The sequence below is a fragment of the Streptomyces solincola genome (assembly GCF_002982015.1).
GTDB classification, from domain to species: Bacteria; Actinomycetota; Actinomycetes; order Streptomycetales; family Streptomycetaceae; genus Streptomyces; species Streptomyces solincola.
Map to the genome: position 1 here is coordinate 1 of NZ_PVLV01000049.1, position 15,472 is coordinate 15,472.

Genomic DNA, 15,472 nt, shown 5'->3' on the forward strand with positions numbered 1-15,472 from the left:
GTGCGGGAGCGGCGGGGCGCTGGGGGGCCTGCTGTGCCGGTACGGCCTGGTCCCACGCGTCGTACGACTCGGACGGCTCCGGGTACTCCGCGGACATCTGGGCGCGCATCGCCTCCGCCTCCTCGGCCTGTCGGCGCTGCCGCTCCTGCTGCTCGGCCACCAGCTTCCGGCCCCGTGCTTCGATCACCGAGCGGAGGGTAGTCCCGGGGCGGTTCGGCATGTGCAGACCGTCGTGGCCCGCCCCAGTTGCCCGCTCCAGCAGACTGGCCAGGGCGTTCGGGTTCTGCCAGACGTTGGGGCGGTCGAGCTGCGCGACGTACCAGTCGATGGGGCTACCGGCGGCCACCGGGTGCTTGAAGTCGCCGTCGTCGGTGTCGTCGCTGATCTCGAATGCCTGCTTGAAGGCGTACTTCTTCGCTGCGGTCATGGCCTTGTTGCTGGCCTTGTCCGCCACGTCCGCGCCCTCGCCGACGACCACGATGGGGGTGTCGATCTCGTCCCCGCGCGGTCCACGGATGCGGTACCGCACGGTCAGGATGGCCACGTTCGTACGCTCGCCGCGCACGAAGTGCTTCTGGTCGATGACCTCGGGCAGCATGCGCAGGCCGTACTTCGCCATGGGGCCCTGGGCGGCGGCCACGATGTCGTCGTACGCCTGGAACTGGTAGTTCTGCTTCTCGTTCCGGCCGTTCTTGCCGACGGGGCCGATCTCCTGCATGACGGCGATCATGGCTTCATCGACGGTGAGGGGTTCTTGCGTGGCTTGCTCGGCCACTGTGGTCGTGTCGGCCATGGGTGACCGTCCTCCTGGGCTGACTTCGGAGCGTTGGCGCCCGCGGCTTGCTCGTACCGGGGCATGGTGTGCCGTCGGAAGGGCTTAGATCCCTTCCGGACACTGTGTACAGTTTACCATGTGGTCTACGGGTTGCGCCGGGCCCAGACACGACTGCGGCGGGCGCCCCGTTCCCCGGGACACCCGCCGCAGTTGCTGCTCGCTCGCTCAGCCCACGCCGACCAGCACGCCGCCCTCGGCCGCAGCCTTCTCCTTGTGCTCCTGGTACCAGCGCTCGAACTTCGGCTTCACCTTGGTACGGCCCGAGGTGTCCGAGCGGCCCAGCCGCCGGCCCAGGTTGCTGCCGCAGAACTCCCCGCCCGGCCGCGCGAGCGGGTCCTGCTCCCAGTCGTCGTACGCGCTCGCGTCCCGCGCCGCGCGGTACAGCTCGAACAGGGCCTCCTCCGCCTTGTCCTTCGTCATGCCGGCGAACTCGTTGTCCATCACCACGGCCGTCACGACGCGATCCGTCCCCCCAGTAGCCTTCGCCGGGGCGGCGCGCCGCCCGGGGGCAGGAACCGCCGCGGTGGTGGCCACCTTCGCCAACTGCCGCTCCCGGTCCGCCCGCCGGCGCGCCTCCTCCTCGCGGGCCGCCGTCTCGCGCCGCTCCCGGTCGGCACGCTCCTCCTGGCGGCGGCGCTCGGCGGCTTCCCGCTCGGCACGCTCCCGCTCCATGCGCGCGGTGAACTCGCGGGCCGCCTTCTCCTGCTCCAGCGTGGCCTCCCGCTCGGCCCGCTCACGGGCGGAGCGCTCCTTCTCCACGGCCAGGGCGTGCTCGCGCTCGGCGGCAAGCCGGGCCTCCTCACGCTCCGCTCGCTCCCGCTCCAGCTTGGCGGCGTGCTCGCGGGCGTCCCGCTCGGCCTGCTCCTCGGCGGCCCGCGCCCGCTCCCGCTCATCGCGGTCGGCCTGCGCCTGCGCCTCGCGCTCCGCGCGCTCCAGCTCGGCCGCCTCCGCCTCCTCGCGAGCGATGCGCGCCAGGGCCGCGCTGATGGCGCGCCGGTACGACAGGCCGGCTTCCGCGGTGACGATCAGCAGGAGCGGGGCCACCGAGTGGACGGCCATGCCCACCCAGTCGTGGTGCAGGGCGCTGTCGCCGATGTTGAGGGCGAGCGTCATCAGGCCGGTCATCCACCGCAGGAACACCGGCCACGCGCCGCCGTCGCCGCCGAGCCGGGAGATGACGGAGTCGAGCTTCACCACGATGATCACCGCGGCGTCCACGACGAGCGGGAGGATGGGCGCCGTCCACTCCCAGCCCGCAGGACTGACCGACCGGACGAGCGGGGTGACGGTGAGCACGCTGAAGAGCAGGGCCCCGGCCGTGATCGCCCAGGTCCCTGCAATCAGTGTGCGTTCGGCTGCTCGGATCTCCGCCTCGGACATGGTCGCGAAGCGCGCCGTCGATAGGGGTCGGGCCACGAAGCTGTCCTCCAGGAGCGTTGGCGCTGCGCTCTCGCTCGTGAGCGCACCGGTCCCGGACAGACTAGATCACCTTCCGCTTGGTGAGCGTGACCCTTTCGACGCACCAGTGGAATCCGTGCCATTCACCACCTTTGCGGCTTTCGGGCGTCGTCGCCGACGAGCTTGAGCGGCAGCGCCCGGCCGCCGATCCGGGACGCCAGGCGCTCGCCGAGAACGACCTCGACCTGGTCGAAGTTCAGGTTCGTCGTGAAGATCGTCCCGCGCCCCTTGTTGGCGCGTGCCGTGATCAGGTTGTTGGTGAGCGTCCGGACGTGGTTGGTGGCGTACTCGTCCATCTCCTCGCACAGGTCGTCCAGGATCAGCACGTCGCACCGCTCGTAGCGCTCCAGGATCTGCGTCCGCGTGAGCCCGGCAGGCGCGCTGTCCGGCCGAAGCCAGCCCAGATACTTCGAGTGCGAGACGAAGCGGGTCATCAGGCCGCGCTCCACGGCGTACGCGCCGGCCGCCGCGGCGGTGGCCGTCTTCCTGGTGCCGGTCGAGCCGTGCAGGATCAGGTGCTGGATCGTCGGCCGGACGATCTCCCGTTCGTCCTCCGGGAGTTTGTCCTGCTCGCGGTTGCGGGCCCGCGCCTCCACGCACTTGTCCACGTAGGTGCGCACGTGGTCGGGGAACTGATCCGCGTGCAGCTTGGCGAGGGTGAAGCGGGCGTAGTCGTCGTGCCCGGACAGGCGCAGCGAGTTCACCCACGCCTGCCGGTACACCTCCCGCTGGTACTCGTCCGTGCTGTCCGGGCGGTCCTCGGTCAGAGCCGCCTTGCCGGGGTCCATCCCGCGGCGCCGCAGGATGCTCGCGACTGCGGCTATGGGGCCGTCCGCGCGCACCACCTGCCGGGCCTCCGGGATCGCTGGGGCGGTCATGGTGAGGGACATGTCGTCGGTCCTCCTCTCGTCAGGCGGCGTCATCGGACTGGACACCGAACACGCTCAGGTCGGGTGCGGTCGGAACGTCGGGGGCTCCGCTCTGCGGTGGCGGATCTTTCTGCTTCCACTGGTCGTTGGTGAACAGCGGCGCCCGGCCTCCGCGGGTCCCTCGGGGCTGCCGCACGCCGGACAGCCGGCGCAGGGTGCGGTCGAACTCCCTCTTCGCGGGCGACCACTCGCCCAGCTCCACCAGGGCGTCCCAGATGATCCAGCGGTCGTATCCCGCCTTCAGGGCCTCCCGGATGCGGGTGCGGAGGTTGAGGTAGTAGCCGGTCTCTTGCCTCTTGGTGTCGGCGAGGAGCGGGCCCATCTTCTTGTCGGCGACCCGCGTCTCGGCCTCGGCCCACCACTTCTTGGCACCGCTCTGCGCCTGCTTGTCGAGTTCGATGTCCTCGGGCGTCTTGTCCTTGTACGTCTTGAGCGCTCGTTCGAACTTGGCCTTCGCGGGGCCCCACTCGCCGAGTTCGCGCAGCGCCAGCTTGATCAGCTCCGGGTCGTGGCCGGTGGCGACCGCGTCCCGGACGCGTGCCACCAGGTTGCCGCGCGCCCGCTCCTTCTGGCGGTCGGTGCCGAGCGGGTCCATCTCGCCGAGGACGACCCGCTCCTCCGCCTGTGCCCACCACTCGTCAACGGTCGTGCGCACGAGCGCGTCAGCGGGGCTCTCCTGCGGCTCCGCCTCGACCTCGGTCACGGCGAGCGGGGGCTGCTCGGCCTCGGTCGCCTCCGCCTTTCGGGGGCGGCCCGGGGAGCGGGTCAGCTTCGCCGCCTCGATGGCACGGCGGTGCTTGTAGTGCTCGCCCACGCTCTGCTCGCCCTCGAAGTCGCTGGGCGGCGTCTGGTGGACGATGTAGCGCACGCCCTTCGCGCCGTTGGCGCGGGTGATCGGCTCGCGGTCGATGGCGTCGACCTCATCGAGCTGGTCGAGGTACTGGTCGACGGACTGCTCGCGGGAGAAGCCGAGGATCTGCGCGATGGTCTTGCGGGAGGGCCAGCACGCGCTGTCTCCGCGCGAGACGTTCACGTGCATCGCCAGCACGTTGTAGACGGCCTTCGCGGTCGGGGACAGGATCTTCCCCGCGTACATCGGGGAGGACTTGCTCCCCGGGTACAGGGTCACCCAGTCCGGGATCATGGAGAAGGGCGCCTTGCGGCCGATGACGACCTCGAACTGCTCGTCCAGCTCGTCCATCTCGTGGCTGCTCACTGGCCTGTCCCTTCCATGGCGGTGGGCGACAGGCGGTAGACGGTGTACCGGCCGTCCTGACGGCGGACGCGGCGCGGCACGACGTCCCGGTCCAGCAGGCCGGCGCGGACGAGCTGTCCGACCGCCCTGCGGGCCTGGTGGTGGGTCATGCCGGCCGACGCGGCGAAGTCGTCGCAGCGGTGCCACTCGCGCACGTCGAGGTCGTTGCGCCGCAGGTGCCGCACGAACGCGGTCAGGGTCTCCGGGCTGAGTTCGTCAGGTGACTCGTCGGCCTTGTCGGTGGCCTGGTCGATCAGCGCCAAGCGGGTGTCGCTGGGGATCACGGTGGTTCCTTGCGGGAGGTGCCCGCCCCCGCGCGGGGTGCGGGGCGGGCAGGGCGTGCGGGCGATCAGGCGGCGGCCGAGAGGCGCTGGTGCTTGGGCGGCAGCGGCCCGTAGTTCAAGCGCACGGGCTTGGCGAGCTTCCGGGCCTTGACCAGGTCGCGGCGCTCTTCCTCGGTGTGGCCGCCGAAGATGCCGTACTCGGAGCGGCTGAACGGGCTGATGGCCCACTCCAGGCACTGGGCCCGGAAGTGGCAGGTGCCGCAGACCTGTTCCTTGGCGAAGGTGATGGCCGCCGTGTCCGACGGGGCCGGGAACATCGCTTCGGGGTCGATGCGCGAGCACGGCGACTCGGTCATGAACGCGGGGATCATTCGCCTGCCTCCAGCACCGGAAGGGCGAAGTCGTCCGCCGTCAGGTGGGGCAGGTTCTCCAGCGCCACGTCCACGAAGCCGAGCAGGGCGTCCAGGGCCTCCATGCCGGTGTCGTTCCACTTCGGGCTGACGGTGTCGGTCAGGCCGCCCGGGTCGTAGCTGATGCCCTCCACGATCTCGCCGGTGGCCGTGTCGACCACCTTCGAGTCCTTCCAGACCAGTCGGCTCAGGAGCGCCTTCTCGAAGGAGGGGCGGATGACGTACTCGGTCTCGCCCAGCTCGTCGGCGTAGTCGAGCACCTTCTTCGGGTCCTCGACGCGGAACTTGGCCTTCGCCATCGTCCGGGTGAAGGTGCCGAGCGGCTGGGTGCCGCCCTCGGGAAGGGGCATCTCGGCCGACAGGCTGCGGGTGCCCTTCGTGTTCCGGATGTGCTCGGCGTTCTCCTCGATGACCGGGTCGCAGATCTCGGCGACACGCTTCTTCACGCGGTAGGCCACCGCAGCCCTCAGCGCCAGGTCGCTCTGACCGACCGTCGGTGCGTTGTCCGTCTCGGGCATCGCGTACGTACCTCTCTGGTTTGCCGGTGACCCGGCTTTGGAGCGTTGAAGGTCTGGCGCTGGTGGCCTTCCGCCCTATGGACGGAGTGAGGCCGGAATTCGTTACACCAGACCGGGTGTGGCTGCTCGCTCGTGCGGCCACAAACGGGGACTGTACACCATGTCCGGATCACGGGCCAGGACAGAAACCGCGACGGGATGAGTTCCTTCCGCCCGGCCCGAGAGGCGACCGGTGGAACGCGCACCCGCCGAACTCGCCACGCGGGCACCGGCGCAGCCCCGTCCGGACACGTGGGGCGGCGCCGGCCGAGGAGCGGCCCGACGGTCCGGCCATGACGGCATGTCCCGGTAGCGAGCCGGGGCGCCGCGGTTGAAGTCCGCGGGCTCGCTGACCAACGGCCGCTCCTCACCCCGGCCCGAGCTGCGCGACAGGAGCAGCCGTGACAGGACTCGCCGCCCCCCGCTACATCAGCTACATCCCGCTCACCGACCTCCCCCCGGACCCGGCGAACCCCAAGAAGCACGAGATCGAGCGGATCATCGCCTCGATCAAGGACCACGGGTTCATCGACACCCCCGTCGTGGACGAGCGCACCAGCCTGGTGATCGCAGGCCACGGCCGCCGCGAAGCGCTGATAGAGATGCAGGTCCGCGGCGAGCCCATCCCCGACGGCCTGCTCCTGGACGACGACGGCGGATGGCTGGTCCCCGTCACCCGCGGCTGGGCCTCCGCCAGCGACCGCCAGGCCCACGCCGTGCTCATCCTCCTCAACCGGCTGCCGATGGCCGGCGGGTGGGACTCCCGCGCCCTCGCCGCGATCCTGGAAGACCTGGCGACCTCCGACGCCGACTTGTTCGACTCCCTGTGCATCTCCGACGACGAGATGGAGCAACTGCTGCGGGAGGTCGACCCCGAGGGCCTGCCGCAGGGACCAAACGGCACCGAAGCGCCGGAGCGGGACATGCTCGGCGAGGACTTCGCCGACGACGGATACGGCGACAGCGGCGACAACGAGCGCTCCGGCTCCGTCTGCTGCCCGGCCTGCGGCCACCTGTTCAGCCCGGGACGGTAGCCCGGCAGTCGATCTACGGTCCCCGCCATGCCCAACCGCAAAGTCCGCCGCTCCCAAGCCGCGGCGCGTACCCGGCTCCTGACGCCGGAGGTCGAGACGCGCCTGGTCGAGGCGTCCCGCGCCGGCCTCGCCGTGGACCTGGCGGCCGTCAACGCGGGCATCAGCCGCGCCACCTTCCTGCGCTGGATGGCCTACGGCCGCACCGAGGCCGTCGACCGCGCGGCCGGCAACGACCCCGACCCCGACCTCGACCACTTCGTGGAGTTCTTCGAGAAGGTCGAGCGGGCCCGCGCGTCCGCCGCGCTCTCGGCCGCCCTCGACATCCGGCGCGCCAGCCGCGGCGGCATCGTCACCACCCACAGGAAGTTCGACCCGCACTCGGGCAAGGTGCTGGAGGAGACGATCACGACGCCGCCGGACTGGCGCGCAGCGGCCTGGTACCTGGAGCGGCAGCACCGCAAGCAGTACGGCAAGGAAGACCATCTGGAGGTCGAGCTGACCGGCGCGGCCGGGGGCCCGGTCGCCGTCGAGAACACCGGCCCGTCGGCCGACCTCGCCACGCGGCTCGCCGAGACGCTGCACGCGCTTCAGTACCCGGACGACGACCAGGACCAAGACGTGCCGGGCACCGAGTGAGCCCGGGACGCTAACGCCCCCCGCCCCGCACGGTGCTTCCCCCCTGCTCACCAGCTCCGGAGGAAGCACACATGGCCACCACCCTCTACCCGGGCGCGATCCGCGGCACGCACTGGTACGGCGACACGTACGAGGGCGACCTGATGGACCCCAACGTCCTCGCCCTGCACACCACCGAGGGGACCGGCATCGTCTCCTACAGCAACGGCGCCGAGGCCCCGAACCTCACCGCGAAGCCCAACTTCACGAAGAAGGGCTTCGACGTCTACCAGCACTTCGCGCTGAACCGGTCGGCGCGCGCCCTGGTCAACAAGGCCGGTGGCGTCGAGACCAACACCCTCAACGTCATCCAGCTCGAACTGATCGGCACCTGCGACCCCTCGCACAAGAAGACCTGGGGCAAGCTCAAGGCGGGCGTCGACTACATCTACTGGCCCGACGCCCCGGAGTGGGCCTACGACGCGCTCGCCGACCTCATCGCCTGGATGCACAAGAACATGGGCATCCCGCTGAGCGGCCCGTCGGAGTGGCCCGCCTACCCGTCCTCGTACGGCGCCACCAGCGCGCGCATGACCTTCTCCGAGTGGAACGCTTTCAAGGGCATCTGCGGCCACCTCCACGCCCCGGAGAACGTCCACGGCGACCCCGGGAACATCCCGTTCGCCAAGATCCTGGCCAAGGCCAAGGCGCTCGTCGCCGGCACCAAGCCGCCGTCCACCGGCGGCGGCTCGACCACCAAGCCCAAGCCGAAGCCGACGCCGCCGGCGTTCCCCGGCCGCGACAAGTTCGGCCCCGGCAAGAAGAACAAGTACATCAAGCAGCTCGGCGAGCGCCTGGTCGCGAAGGGCTTCGGCAAGCACTACCGCGTCGGCCCCTCCGAGGACTGGGGCGACGCCGACCGTCAGAACGTCCGCGACTTCCAGCTCTCCCGCAAGGAGCTGCGCGGCGACGCGGACGGCCTGCCCGGTCCGCTCACCTGGAAGTTGCTCTTCTCCTGACCGCCCCGGTCGGCCCGCACTCCCGCGGGCCGGCCTCCCCCTCTGCGTTGAAAGGCCCCCTCCGTGGCAGGCGAAACCGTCATCACCGTCGTCGGCAACCTCGTGGACGACCCCGAGCTGCGCTTCACCCCCTCCGGCGCCCCCGTCGCGAAGTTCCGCATCGCGTCCACCCCGCGGACGTTCGACCGGCAGACCAACGAGTGGAAGGACGGGGACAGCCTGTTCCTCTCCTGCCAGGTGTGGCGGCAGGCCGCGGAGAACGTCGCCGAATCGCTGACCCGCGGCACCCGGGTCATCGCGCAGGGGCGGCTCAAGCAGCGCTCCTACGAGGACCGGGAGGGGGTGAAGCGCACGGTCTACGAGCTGGACGTGGAGGAGGTCGGTCCGGCGTTGTCCCGGGCAACGGCCAAGGTGACCAAGGTGTCAGCCCAGCGGTCGTCTTCGGCTCCCGCAGCCGGTGCGCAAGCCGCTGACCCGTGGGCCAGCGGCCAGCCGCAGCCGCCGTTCTAGGCCGCAGCCCACTGAGTGGGCAGCACCTCCAAGGACAGCCCGTCGTCTTCCGGCTCCTCCGTCACGGGAGGGGCCGGAGGCGTTTCCGGCACCGGAACCTCCGTGACCGGCGCAGGCGGCACCTCGGTCACGGGCTGCTCGGGGGCAGGAGCCGGCTGGGGTTCGGTGGGCTCGGGCTCCGGCGCGGGCGTGACGGCACCGGGCCGCGAGTCGGTCTCCGGCGACTCCGGCTCGGGCTCCGGCTTCGGCTCGGGGGTGGGCTCCGGCTCCGGCTTCGGAGCGGGCACCGGGGGCTCCGACGGCTCCTCGGGTGCGGTGGGCTCCACCACGGGCTTCGTCTCGGGAGGCGGCGCCGTCTCGGTACCGCCCGAAGACGACCCGCCCGGCGTCGAGGTGGACGGCTCGCCCTTCGCCCCCGAGTCCGGGGTGACGGGGGGCTCGGGCGTCGGGCCCACGGGCACCGGGTTGGTCTCGCCGTGCGTATCCGTGGCGTCTTCCGCGGGCGGTGCGGTGGCGTCCGCGACGATGGCCACCGCGTCCGTCGGCCCGGACGGGATGATGCCGAGCTGGCCGGAGTCGGCGTTGCCGAGGACGAGGTCCACGGCGCGCAGGAGCTGCACGGACTGCGCGTCATCCTGATGGACGGCTTGGTGGATCGTTTCCTCGGTGACCCCGAGCGTGCCGAAGGCCAGGAACGCGAGCCGGTCCGGGAGGGGCGCGGCGGAGGTGTAGCTCATCGGGGCCATCGCGGGCGTCTGGCCGCCCATCGCGCGCGCCTGGTTCCGCTGCTGACGCTCCTGCTCTTCGAGGATGCTCCCCCACTCACCGAGGCGGGCGCCGTCGGTGCCCCACAGCACGACGCGGCCGTACTGCTTGACGTTCTGGTAGAGATCCTTGTTGGCGTCCTCGGCGGCCCAGGCCGCGGCCGAGTCCACGTCGGGGAAGAGCCGGAACCCGATCTTCTCCATGTCGTACGAGAAGGTGAAGGCGGTCGACGTCCCGACGGACGCCTCGCTGAACATCACCTTGCCGTCCGCGTCCACGCACTTGGCCTCGTACGCCCCCATCGGGTCGCACTTCATCTGGCCGCCCTCGGCGATCTTCTCGAACGTGGGGTTGCGGTAGGTACCGGCCGCCACCTTGTCGTCCTGGCTGATCGCCGGCGCGGACGTCGCCGCGGAGGTGTCCTTCGGGCTGGGGTTGAGCCAGTGGGCAAGAAGCATGCCGCCGGCGAGAGCGGGCGCGGCCACCGCGGCGACCTTCGCCCACCGCGGCGGCCGGGGCCGACGGTGCTGCCCGGTCACCTTCATCGGGACGGGCGGGACGACGCCGGCGTCCGGCGCGGCCTCGAAGCGCGGCACGACCTGGTCGACGCCGAGCCGCTCGTTCATCTCGATGATGTTCGGGCAGTACGTGCGCACGAGGTCCTGCGCCTGCGGCATCTTCATCTCGGGGCACGCCTTGAGCACGGCCTTCACGGCGTTCTCGAAGGACTGCCCGGGACGCACGAACAGGTAGGTGACGCCCTCGTCAAAGTTCTCGAACGTAATGGCGTCCGCGCCCATGTCCTCTTCGAGGATGCGGAGCTGCTGGGTGTCTCCGGTCACTGATTGCGGTCCGGAGCGTTCTGCCCGAGGCGGTTGGCGATGCGGCCGGCGATCTCCTCCATGCCCTCATCGCTGACCTCTTCGATGTTCGCGATGCGGAGACGGAGGTGCGGGCCGGCCTGGGCGACGCGGACGTGGATGCCCGGGTCGGTGAGGTCGTCTACGTGGGTGCCAGCGGTCGGGCGGGCGCGGCGGTCGGCTTCGCGCATCATGGCGTCGAAGGCGTTCCGGCGGCCGGACTCGCTGATGGGGCGGTGCGCCGCGAGAGCGGCGGCGGCCATCATCAGGCCGGGTATCTCGGGGCCTTCAGGTTCGGCGTCGCCGGACAGGCAGCGGTCAAGCTGCGCTGCGACGGCGCTATCCCTGCGACCCAACATTGTTCTTCTCCCTCAGCCTCACTGGCGTTGCGTGCTCGCCCTGCTGCTCCGGGTCGGAGGCAGACAGCAGATACATTGCCAGGTTGCTGTCACGGTCCGGCATCAATCCGCGGAGCTTGGCGAGCGCGCGGTACTGCAACACACGAATCGTACCCACAGGCTTCCCCAGTATCTCCGCAGTCTGCGCGGTCGAGTACCCGCAGGTGATGCGGAGGGCCAGCACCATGTGTTGCGCCTCGGACAGTTTGTCCAGCTTGCCCTTGATGGCCCTCCGGAGCTCCTTCCACTCCGCGGCTTCCTCCGGGCCCATCTCGGTGCTCGGTGCGTCGAGGTGCCAGAAGTCCCCGGTGGGCTGCTCGAAGCCGCGGTTGCGCATCGGCCTGAAGTAGTCGGAGTACACGTTGCGTGCGATCGACCAGATCCAGGCGTAGATGCCCCCGCCGGTGTACGTGTGAATGTTCTGTACAACCTTGACGAAGACTTCCTGTGCCAAGTCCTCGGCGGTGACCGGGTCTTGGATGCGCGCGTGCATGAACCGTACGACCGGCTCGTACATGCCGTTGAACAGCTCGGCGAGGGCTGCCTTGTCGCCGGGGTCTCCGGCCGCGCGGGAAGCGGCGGCTTCAAGGGAGGGCCCCGGCTCGCCGTCGCACGACGTGGTCTCGCTCGTGCTGGGCGTCCTGGGCATACCGCCTCGCTTCGGTCTTGATCGGCCTCTGGAAGCCAATCTTCCGACAGCCGTGAAGCGATTCGCCACTATGAAATCGCACGTCAGATCGAAAACCGTGCCTGTGTGGCAAAAGTGCCCTTGGATAGGAACCACGCGGTTCATCCCACTTCGGACATGGGCAATTCAGGACGAAGATCCCTTGCCGTCCGCTGAGCAAACCCTGTGCGCCGGGTAGTCCAGTTACGCAACTGTTACAAGACGTTCGCTCGCGTCTCGTCTGTCCCGAATCCACACCGACATGCCGTGATCCACGTCGCATGCTCCCGCCCGGACGTGGTGTGCACTAGGGTGTGTGGTCATGCCCGGGGATGAGCAACCTGGGTGCAACCCTGCGAGGAGGAGGACGCCATGAACGGCGCCCCCGTGGCACACCGGATCAACCGGCTGCCGTGGCAACGGTGGCTGAGCGCCGAGGAACTGGCGCGCGCACTCGGCCTGTCCGCCGAGGAAGCGGAGAGGGTGCTCCGCGCCGGCCGCCGCCGCGGCTCGATCACGATCAACCGCAAGGGCGACGAGACCCTGTTCATGCGGGTCGCCCGCCACCCGCTGCCCTCCGCCCGGCTGCGCCCCTCCCCGTGAGGGCCCCCAGCAGGGGCTCCACTACCGTGAAGTCCCAGACGGCACGGACCCGTGGACATTTGATAACCGGCCCCAGGCCCGCTTTTCCTAGGCGCCCGCGCGCAAGCGCGGCCCCGCCCTCGCGCATTGAAAAGACTCAGCAGCGCAAGGGGGCCTGGGGCCGGTTATCAACACGGTCGGTGCTGCAACCAAGACAGGCGTCCGCGAGTCCTCATCTGCGGACGAACCCACGGGCGGTCCCCACGCCGCCCAGCGATACGAGTCGGGACGAACGGATGACGGAGGCGGAAGGCATCACGGCCTGGCGCGAGCGCGCGCTCCTTCGACTGGTCGAGGCCCGAAGAGCCGGCGACCTGGACACGGCGAAGGAGATTGTGCACGAGCTGGTGGAGGTGCACGTCGCTCTCGGCGAGCGGCGCACCGGCACCAGCGAGGAGCAGCGCACCTACCTGATGGCGCGCAGCACCAGAACGCCCCTGCCCGAACTCGCGGAGGTGGGGATCGACACCAACGAGTGGCCGCTTCCCCCCTCCTCCCCCATGCGAGCCGAGCCGTTGCCCGCGTCGCCCGACACCGAGCAGCGGATAAGCAGCCTGTTCGCCGCGGCCGGCCCCCTCGGCGACCACCGGCCGCCCCGGCCGCGGTACGAGGCACGGCATCGGCCGCAGGACGGGCATCGGCACCGGAACGAGCCGCTGGACTGGGCCGTCTGGGACACCGACACCGACCTGCCGGTCACGTACCACCCGGACCAGGAGCTGGCCGAGTACCAGGCCGACGGGGCGTCCGAGCGGTACGCCAGGAAGTTCGGCCGTCGAAGGGAGACGACTTGACTACCCCTCACCGACACGGCGCGCCCGTCAAGATGACCCGCCCGGGGGACGAGAAGGTCTAGTCTGTCCCCACGATTACCGTCTGCGATCATGCGAGTTCCATGCCGGAACGCGCGCGGCGGTAGCCCACAAAGACCGCACAACGGGAAAAGCCCCGCCACTCGGCTGCAAGTCAAAGGCGTCCAAACCTTCGCAGCGGAGTACCCGGCGGGGCAGTTCCCGGAGACCTAACACGAGGACTGGTCTCTATGACCACCAATGTACCCGCCCGAGGGCGGGGACACGCAACGAGTAGGCCCACCGGGCGGCGCGTCGTGCGCCGGCATCCGGTGGGCCTGTGTGCGTTCGGTGGTCGTTGCTGGTCGTGCCCTGTCCCCCTGGACGGAGATCTGCCTTACGAGTTGGGCGATCGTGGCATTCGCGTGTCCGTCTCTCCCCCTGCGGAGGTCGTCATGACCTAGTCCCTGCCGGAGGCTCGCAGGCGCCGGTTCCGTTGTGGCGACGGTTCCAGTCCAAGCCAGTCCTCCAGGCCGCCTACTCGATGTGGCGTCGAGCTGCCGGCCGCTTCGTTACTCGGACCTTGCACGAGGTCCGTTGGTTCCGCACATATGTGCGGTTTTCACTCACCCGACCCCCTTGAGGGCCTTTTTGTGCCCTCGGGAGCCCCGGAAGCACGGAGTCATGATGCCGCACGTCCTCGCGCGTGGCCAGTCCATCCCGGCGACTCGCCGACAATTCAATCGGGATCGCATCGGCGGAGCATCGCAGCCGCATCTCCGCCGCATCGCGCCGCACGTCGCCGCGTCCATCACCAAGGGCCTGTCCGCGGCCAGCGCCCGGCTGCTCCTCGAAGGCGACGTCGACGGCCGCTACCCGGGCCGCAACGAGGCCGAGGAGGGCTACCGGCTCACGATGGCCCTGGCCGCCGGCGCCTCGCAGCCGGGCCGGGAGTGGATGCCCGCGGACTTCTACCGTGCGCTGCTCTACTCCCCGACTCCGGGCGGCGAGTGGGCCCGCCGGCTCATGCGCCGCAAGGGCCCGGAGTTCGCCGAGGGCAAGCTCGCCTGGATGCTCACGAAGGCGCGTACGTGGGTCCGGCAGGAGGAGCCCATCACCTGCCGCCACAGCGCGTGGGAGGCCGTGGAGCGGGTGCGTCGGGCCGTGGAGCGCGCGGTGTGGCTGTCGCGGAAGGGCGGGGAGACCGACCTGAAGAACCTCAGCGTGCGCCTGGAGCTGTGCGAGCGCGGCGGCGGCCTGGACCACGAGCTGTCTGCGCGGCAGCAGGCTGAGCGGATGGGGTGCGCCGTGCGGACGGCAGTGCTGAGCAACCGGCGGCTGACGAAGGCCGGGTGGCTGGTGCTGGAGAAGTCTGGCGCCAAGTCCGAGCAGGGTTCGAAGTGGCGGCTGGTCATCCCGGATCGGGGTGAGTCAGGTGGTGCAGGAGCGACACACCCACCAGCCGCAGGTAGTGCTGGGGGGGCAGGGCCCCGTGTGTCACCGGTGCACACCGACACCCGAGCACTGGTCCGTCTCGCCGGTCACGACGCCTTCCACCGCTACGGCCACGGCACCAACGGCGCCCGCCTGCTGACGCTGCTGGAGGAGGAAGAGGGCAAGAGCAAGAAGGATCTCCAGGCGGCCACGGGACTGCACCGCACGACGGTCGGCCGGCGCCTGAGCGCCCTCGTGGAAGACGGCCTGGTCCAAGAGGTGGAAGGGCTCTTCTACCTGGTCTCGGCCCTGGCTGGCCCTGCCGGTGTGATGCCCGACCAGGAGGTGTTGCAGGAGGCTGCGGAGGCCCGGGGCACGGCCGGAGCGGGCGCCCGGCGCAGGGCGCGGCACGTGCGCGAGCGGCTGAACTACCGCAGGTGGCGGGCCGAGCAGCGGACCCGGCGAGTGGACCAGGTGCTGCGGCTCGTGCCGGTCGGGGCGGTCGACGTGGAGACCGGAGAGATCATCGATCCTGCGTGGGCGGGATGGGACGTGTCGGACCCGTACCACCCCGTTCCTCGGCCGGCGTGGGCGGCGTGAAGGGGGAGCGTTCCCCGTGGGAACACCTGCGCATCAGCCTCGAACGATGGCGGCCCAGGTCTGGTGACCGGTGTCGGTGCGGTGGGTTCCGTAGTCGTCGGCGATGGCCTTGACGACGCTGAGGCCCATCGTCGTGTCGCTGGGGACGCTGGGCAGGGCCTGCTCGTGCTCGACGGCGAGGAAGACGTGATCGCGGTCGGTCCACACGGAGCACAGCAGGTCATCGCCGGTGGTGACGGTGTAGGCCAGGGCGACGAGTTCGGCCAGGCACGTCTCGATGCGTCGGCTGAGGCGTTCGGCCTGTTCGCCGGCGCCGAGGATGAGCTTGAGCGCAGGGCGCGCGACCTGCCGGGCCTGGAGCGCGGCGGCGCCGGTAGCCGGAACGGGGAAGCGGATACGGCGTGAGATG

17 protein-coding genes and 1 pseudogene are annotated in these 15,472 nt (G+C 70.4%); 7 read left to right on the forward strand and 11 right to left on the reverse strand.

Annotation, left to right across the window (positions count from 1 at the left end; translation table 11 throughout):
- The 7 genes from C6N75_RS03425 to C6N75_RS03455 all read right to left on the reverse strand — a co-directional run.
- A partial coding sequence (locus C6N75_RS03425; protein ID WP_181160315.1) for an ERF family protein occupies positions 1-793 on the reverse strand: 793 nt, incomplete at its 3' end.
- A gap of 207 nt (positions 794-1,000) precedes the next feature.
- On the reverse strand, positions 1,001-2,251 hold the full coding sequence (locus tag C6N75_RS03430; RefSeq protein ID WP_181160316.1) for a DUF2637 domain-containing protein: 1,251 nt from the start codon (positions 2,249-2,251) through the stop codon (positions 1,001-1,003).
- Between the two features lie 125 nt (positions 2,252-2,376).
- Complete coding sequence (locus C6N75_RS03435) at positions 2,377-3,183, reverse strand: ATP-binding protein (RefSeq protein ID WP_181160317.1); 807 nt, start codon at positions 3,181-3,183, stop codon at positions 2,377-2,379.
- Positions 3,184-3,202: 19 nt separating this feature from the next.
- Positions 3,203-4,438, reverse strand: a complete 1,236-nt coding sequence (locus tag C6N75_RS03440; RefSeq protein ID WP_105867337.1) for a helix-turn-helix domain-containing protein — start codon at positions 4,436-4,438, stop codon at positions 3,203-3,205.
- Positions 4,435-4,761, reverse strand: coding sequence for a hypothetical protein (locus C6N75_RS03445; protein WP_105867338.1), 327 nt, complete (start codon positions 4,759-4,761; stop codon positions 4,435-4,437). The genes C6N75_RS03440 and C6N75_RS03445 overlap by 4 nt, the downstream gene beginning before the upstream one ends.
- Positions 4,762-4,826: 65 nt before the next feature.
- Positions 4,827-5,117 (reverse strand): WhiB family transcriptional regulator, encoded by a 291-nt coding sequence (locus tag C6N75_RS03450; protein WP_181160318.1) that lies wholly within the window; start codon positions 5,115-5,117, stop codon positions 4,827-4,829.
- A gap of 11 nt (positions 5,118-5,128) precedes the next feature.
- The gene (locus tag C6N75_RS03455; protein WP_105867340.1) at positions 5,129-5,689 is read right to left on the reverse strand and encodes a hypothetical protein; all 561 of its coding nucleotides are present in this window, start codon (positions 5,687-5,689) and stop codon (positions 5,129-5,131) included.
- 440 nt (positions 5,690-6,129) lie between these two features.
- Here C6N75_RS03455 and C6N75_RS03460 point away from each other — a divergent pair, with 440 nt between their 5' ends.
- From C6N75_RS03460 to C6N75_RS03475, 4 genes and pseudogenes are all read left to right on the forward strand, one after another.
- The gene (locus tag C6N75_RS03460; protein ID WP_105867341.1) at positions 6,130-6,762 is read left to right on the forward strand and encodes a ParB N-terminal domain-containing protein; all 633 of its coding nucleotides are present in this window, start codon (positions 6,130-6,132) and stop codon (positions 6,760-6,762) included.
- A gap of 27 nt (positions 6,763-6,789) precedes the next feature.
- The gene (locus tag C6N75_RS03465; RefSeq protein ID WP_105867342.1) at positions 6,790-7,398 is read left to right on the forward strand and encodes a hypothetical protein; all 609 of its coding nucleotides are present in this window, start codon (positions 6,790-6,792) and stop codon (positions 7,396-7,398) included.
- Positions 7,399-7,469: 71 nt separating this feature from the next.
- A complete protein-coding gene (locus tag C6N75_RS03470; RefSeq protein WP_105867343.1) occupies positions 7,470-8,396 on the forward strand; it encodes a peptidoglycan-binding protein in 927 nt (308 codons plus the stop codon).
- Between the two features lie 63 nt (positions 8,397-8,459).
- Positions 8,460-8,822, forward strand: a pseudogene (locus C6N75_RS03475) (single-stranded DNA-binding protein); the annotation flags it as partial.
- 80 nt (positions 8,823-8,902) lie between these two features.
- On the opposite strand, the gene C6N75_RS30060 reads toward C6N75_RS03475, so the two are convergent.
- Genes C6N75_RS30060 through C6N75_RS03490 form a run of 3 tightly spaced genes read right to left on the reverse strand, consistent with a single transcriptional unit; the run spans position 8,903 to position 11,578 of the window.
- Entirely contained in the window at positions 8,903-10,513 is a 1,611-nt protein-coding gene (locus C6N75_RS30060; protein WP_146132476.1) for a hypothetical protein, read from the reverse strand.
- Positions 10,510-10,890 (reverse strand): hypothetical protein, encoded by a 381-nt coding sequence (locus tag C6N75_RS03485; RefSeq protein WP_146132477.1) that lies wholly within the window; start codon positions 10,888-10,890, stop codon positions 10,510-10,512. The genes C6N75_RS30060 and C6N75_RS03485 overlap by 4 nt, the downstream gene beginning before the upstream one ends.
- Positions 10,871-11,578 (reverse strand): RNA polymerase sigma factor, encoded by a 708-nt coding sequence (locus tag C6N75_RS03490; protein WP_181160319.1) that lies wholly within the window; start codon positions 11,576-11,578, stop codon positions 10,871-10,873. The genes C6N75_RS03485 and C6N75_RS03490 overlap by 20 nt, the downstream gene beginning before the upstream one ends.
- Before the next feature lie 390 nt (positions 11,579-11,968).
- Here C6N75_RS03490 and C6N75_RS03495 point away from each other — a divergent pair, with 390 nt between their 5' ends.
- The 3 genes from C6N75_RS03495 to C6N75_RS03505 all read left to right on the forward strand — a co-directional run bounded on the left by C6N75_RS03495 (position 11,969) and on the right by C6N75_RS03505 (position 15,063).
- Entirely contained in the window at positions 11,969-12,199 is a 231-nt protein-coding gene (locus C6N75_RS03495; RefSeq protein WP_105867346.1) for a hypothetical protein, read from the forward strand.
- Between the two features lie 275 nt (positions 12,200-12,474).
- On the forward strand, positions 12,475-13,032 hold the full coding sequence (locus C6N75_RS03500; protein ID WP_105867347.1) for a hypothetical protein: 558 nt from the start codon (positions 12,475-12,477) through the stop codon (positions 13,030-13,032).
- Between the two features lie 681 nt (positions 13,033-13,713).
- Positions 13,714-15,063, forward strand: a complete 1,350-nt coding sequence (locus C6N75_RS03505; RefSeq protein ID WP_105867348.1) for a helix-turn-helix domain-containing protein — start codon at positions 13,714-13,716, stop codon at positions 15,061-15,063.
- Positions 15,064-15,096: 33 nt separating this feature from the next.
- Here the strand turns inward: C6N75_RS03505 and C6N75_RS30430 are convergent.
- Positions 15,097-15,472: hypothetical protein (locus C6N75_RS30430; protein WP_181160320.1), on the reverse strand; the 376-nt coding region annotated here is incomplete at its 5' end.

What these genes read in the sequence shown, in the direction of transcription:
- C6N75_RS03500 (WP_105867347.1), top strand. Translation starts at nt 12,475, where the DNA reads ATGACGGAGGCGGAAGGCATCACGGCCTGGCGCGAGCGCGCGCTCCTT.
- C6N75_RS03490 (WP_181160319.1), bottom strand. Translation starts at nt 11,578, where the DNA reads ATGCCCAGGACGCCCAGCACGAGCGAGACCACGTCGTGCGACGGCGAG.
- C6N75_RS03505 (WP_105867348.1), top strand. Translation starts at nt 13,714, where the DNA reads ATGATGCCGCACGTCCTCGCGCGTGGCCAGTCCATCCCGGCGACTCGC.
- C6N75_RS03470 (WP_105867343.1), top strand. Translation starts at nt 7,470, where the DNA reads ATGGCCACCACCCTCTACCCGGGCGCGATCCGCGGCACGCACTGGTAC.
- C6N75_RS03485 (WP_146132477.1), bottom strand. Translation starts at nt 10,890, where the DNA reads ATGTTGGGTCGCAGGGATAGCGCCGTCGCAGCGCAGCTTGACCGCTGC.
- C6N75_RS03455 (WP_105867340.1), bottom strand. Translation starts at nt 5,689, where the DNA reads ATGCCCGAGACGGACAACGCACCGACGGTCGGTCAGAGCGACCTGGCG.
- C6N75_RS03465 (WP_105867342.1), top strand. Translation starts at nt 6,790, where the DNA reads ATGCCCAACCGCAAAGTCCGCCGCTCCCAAGCCGCGGCGCGTACCCGG.
- C6N75_RS03450 (WP_181160318.1), bottom strand. Translation starts at nt 5,117, where the DNA reads ATGACCGAGTCGCCGTGCTCGCGCATCGACCCCGAAGCGATGTTCCCG.
- C6N75_RS03435 (WP_181160317.1), bottom strand. Translation starts at nt 3,183, where the DNA reads ATGTCCCTCACCATGACCGCCCCAGCGATCCCGGAGGCCCGGCAGGTG.
- C6N75_RS03495 (WP_105867346.1), top strand. Translation starts at nt 11,969, where the DNA reads ATGAACGGCGCCCCCGTGGCACACCGGATCAACCGGCTGCCGTGGCAA.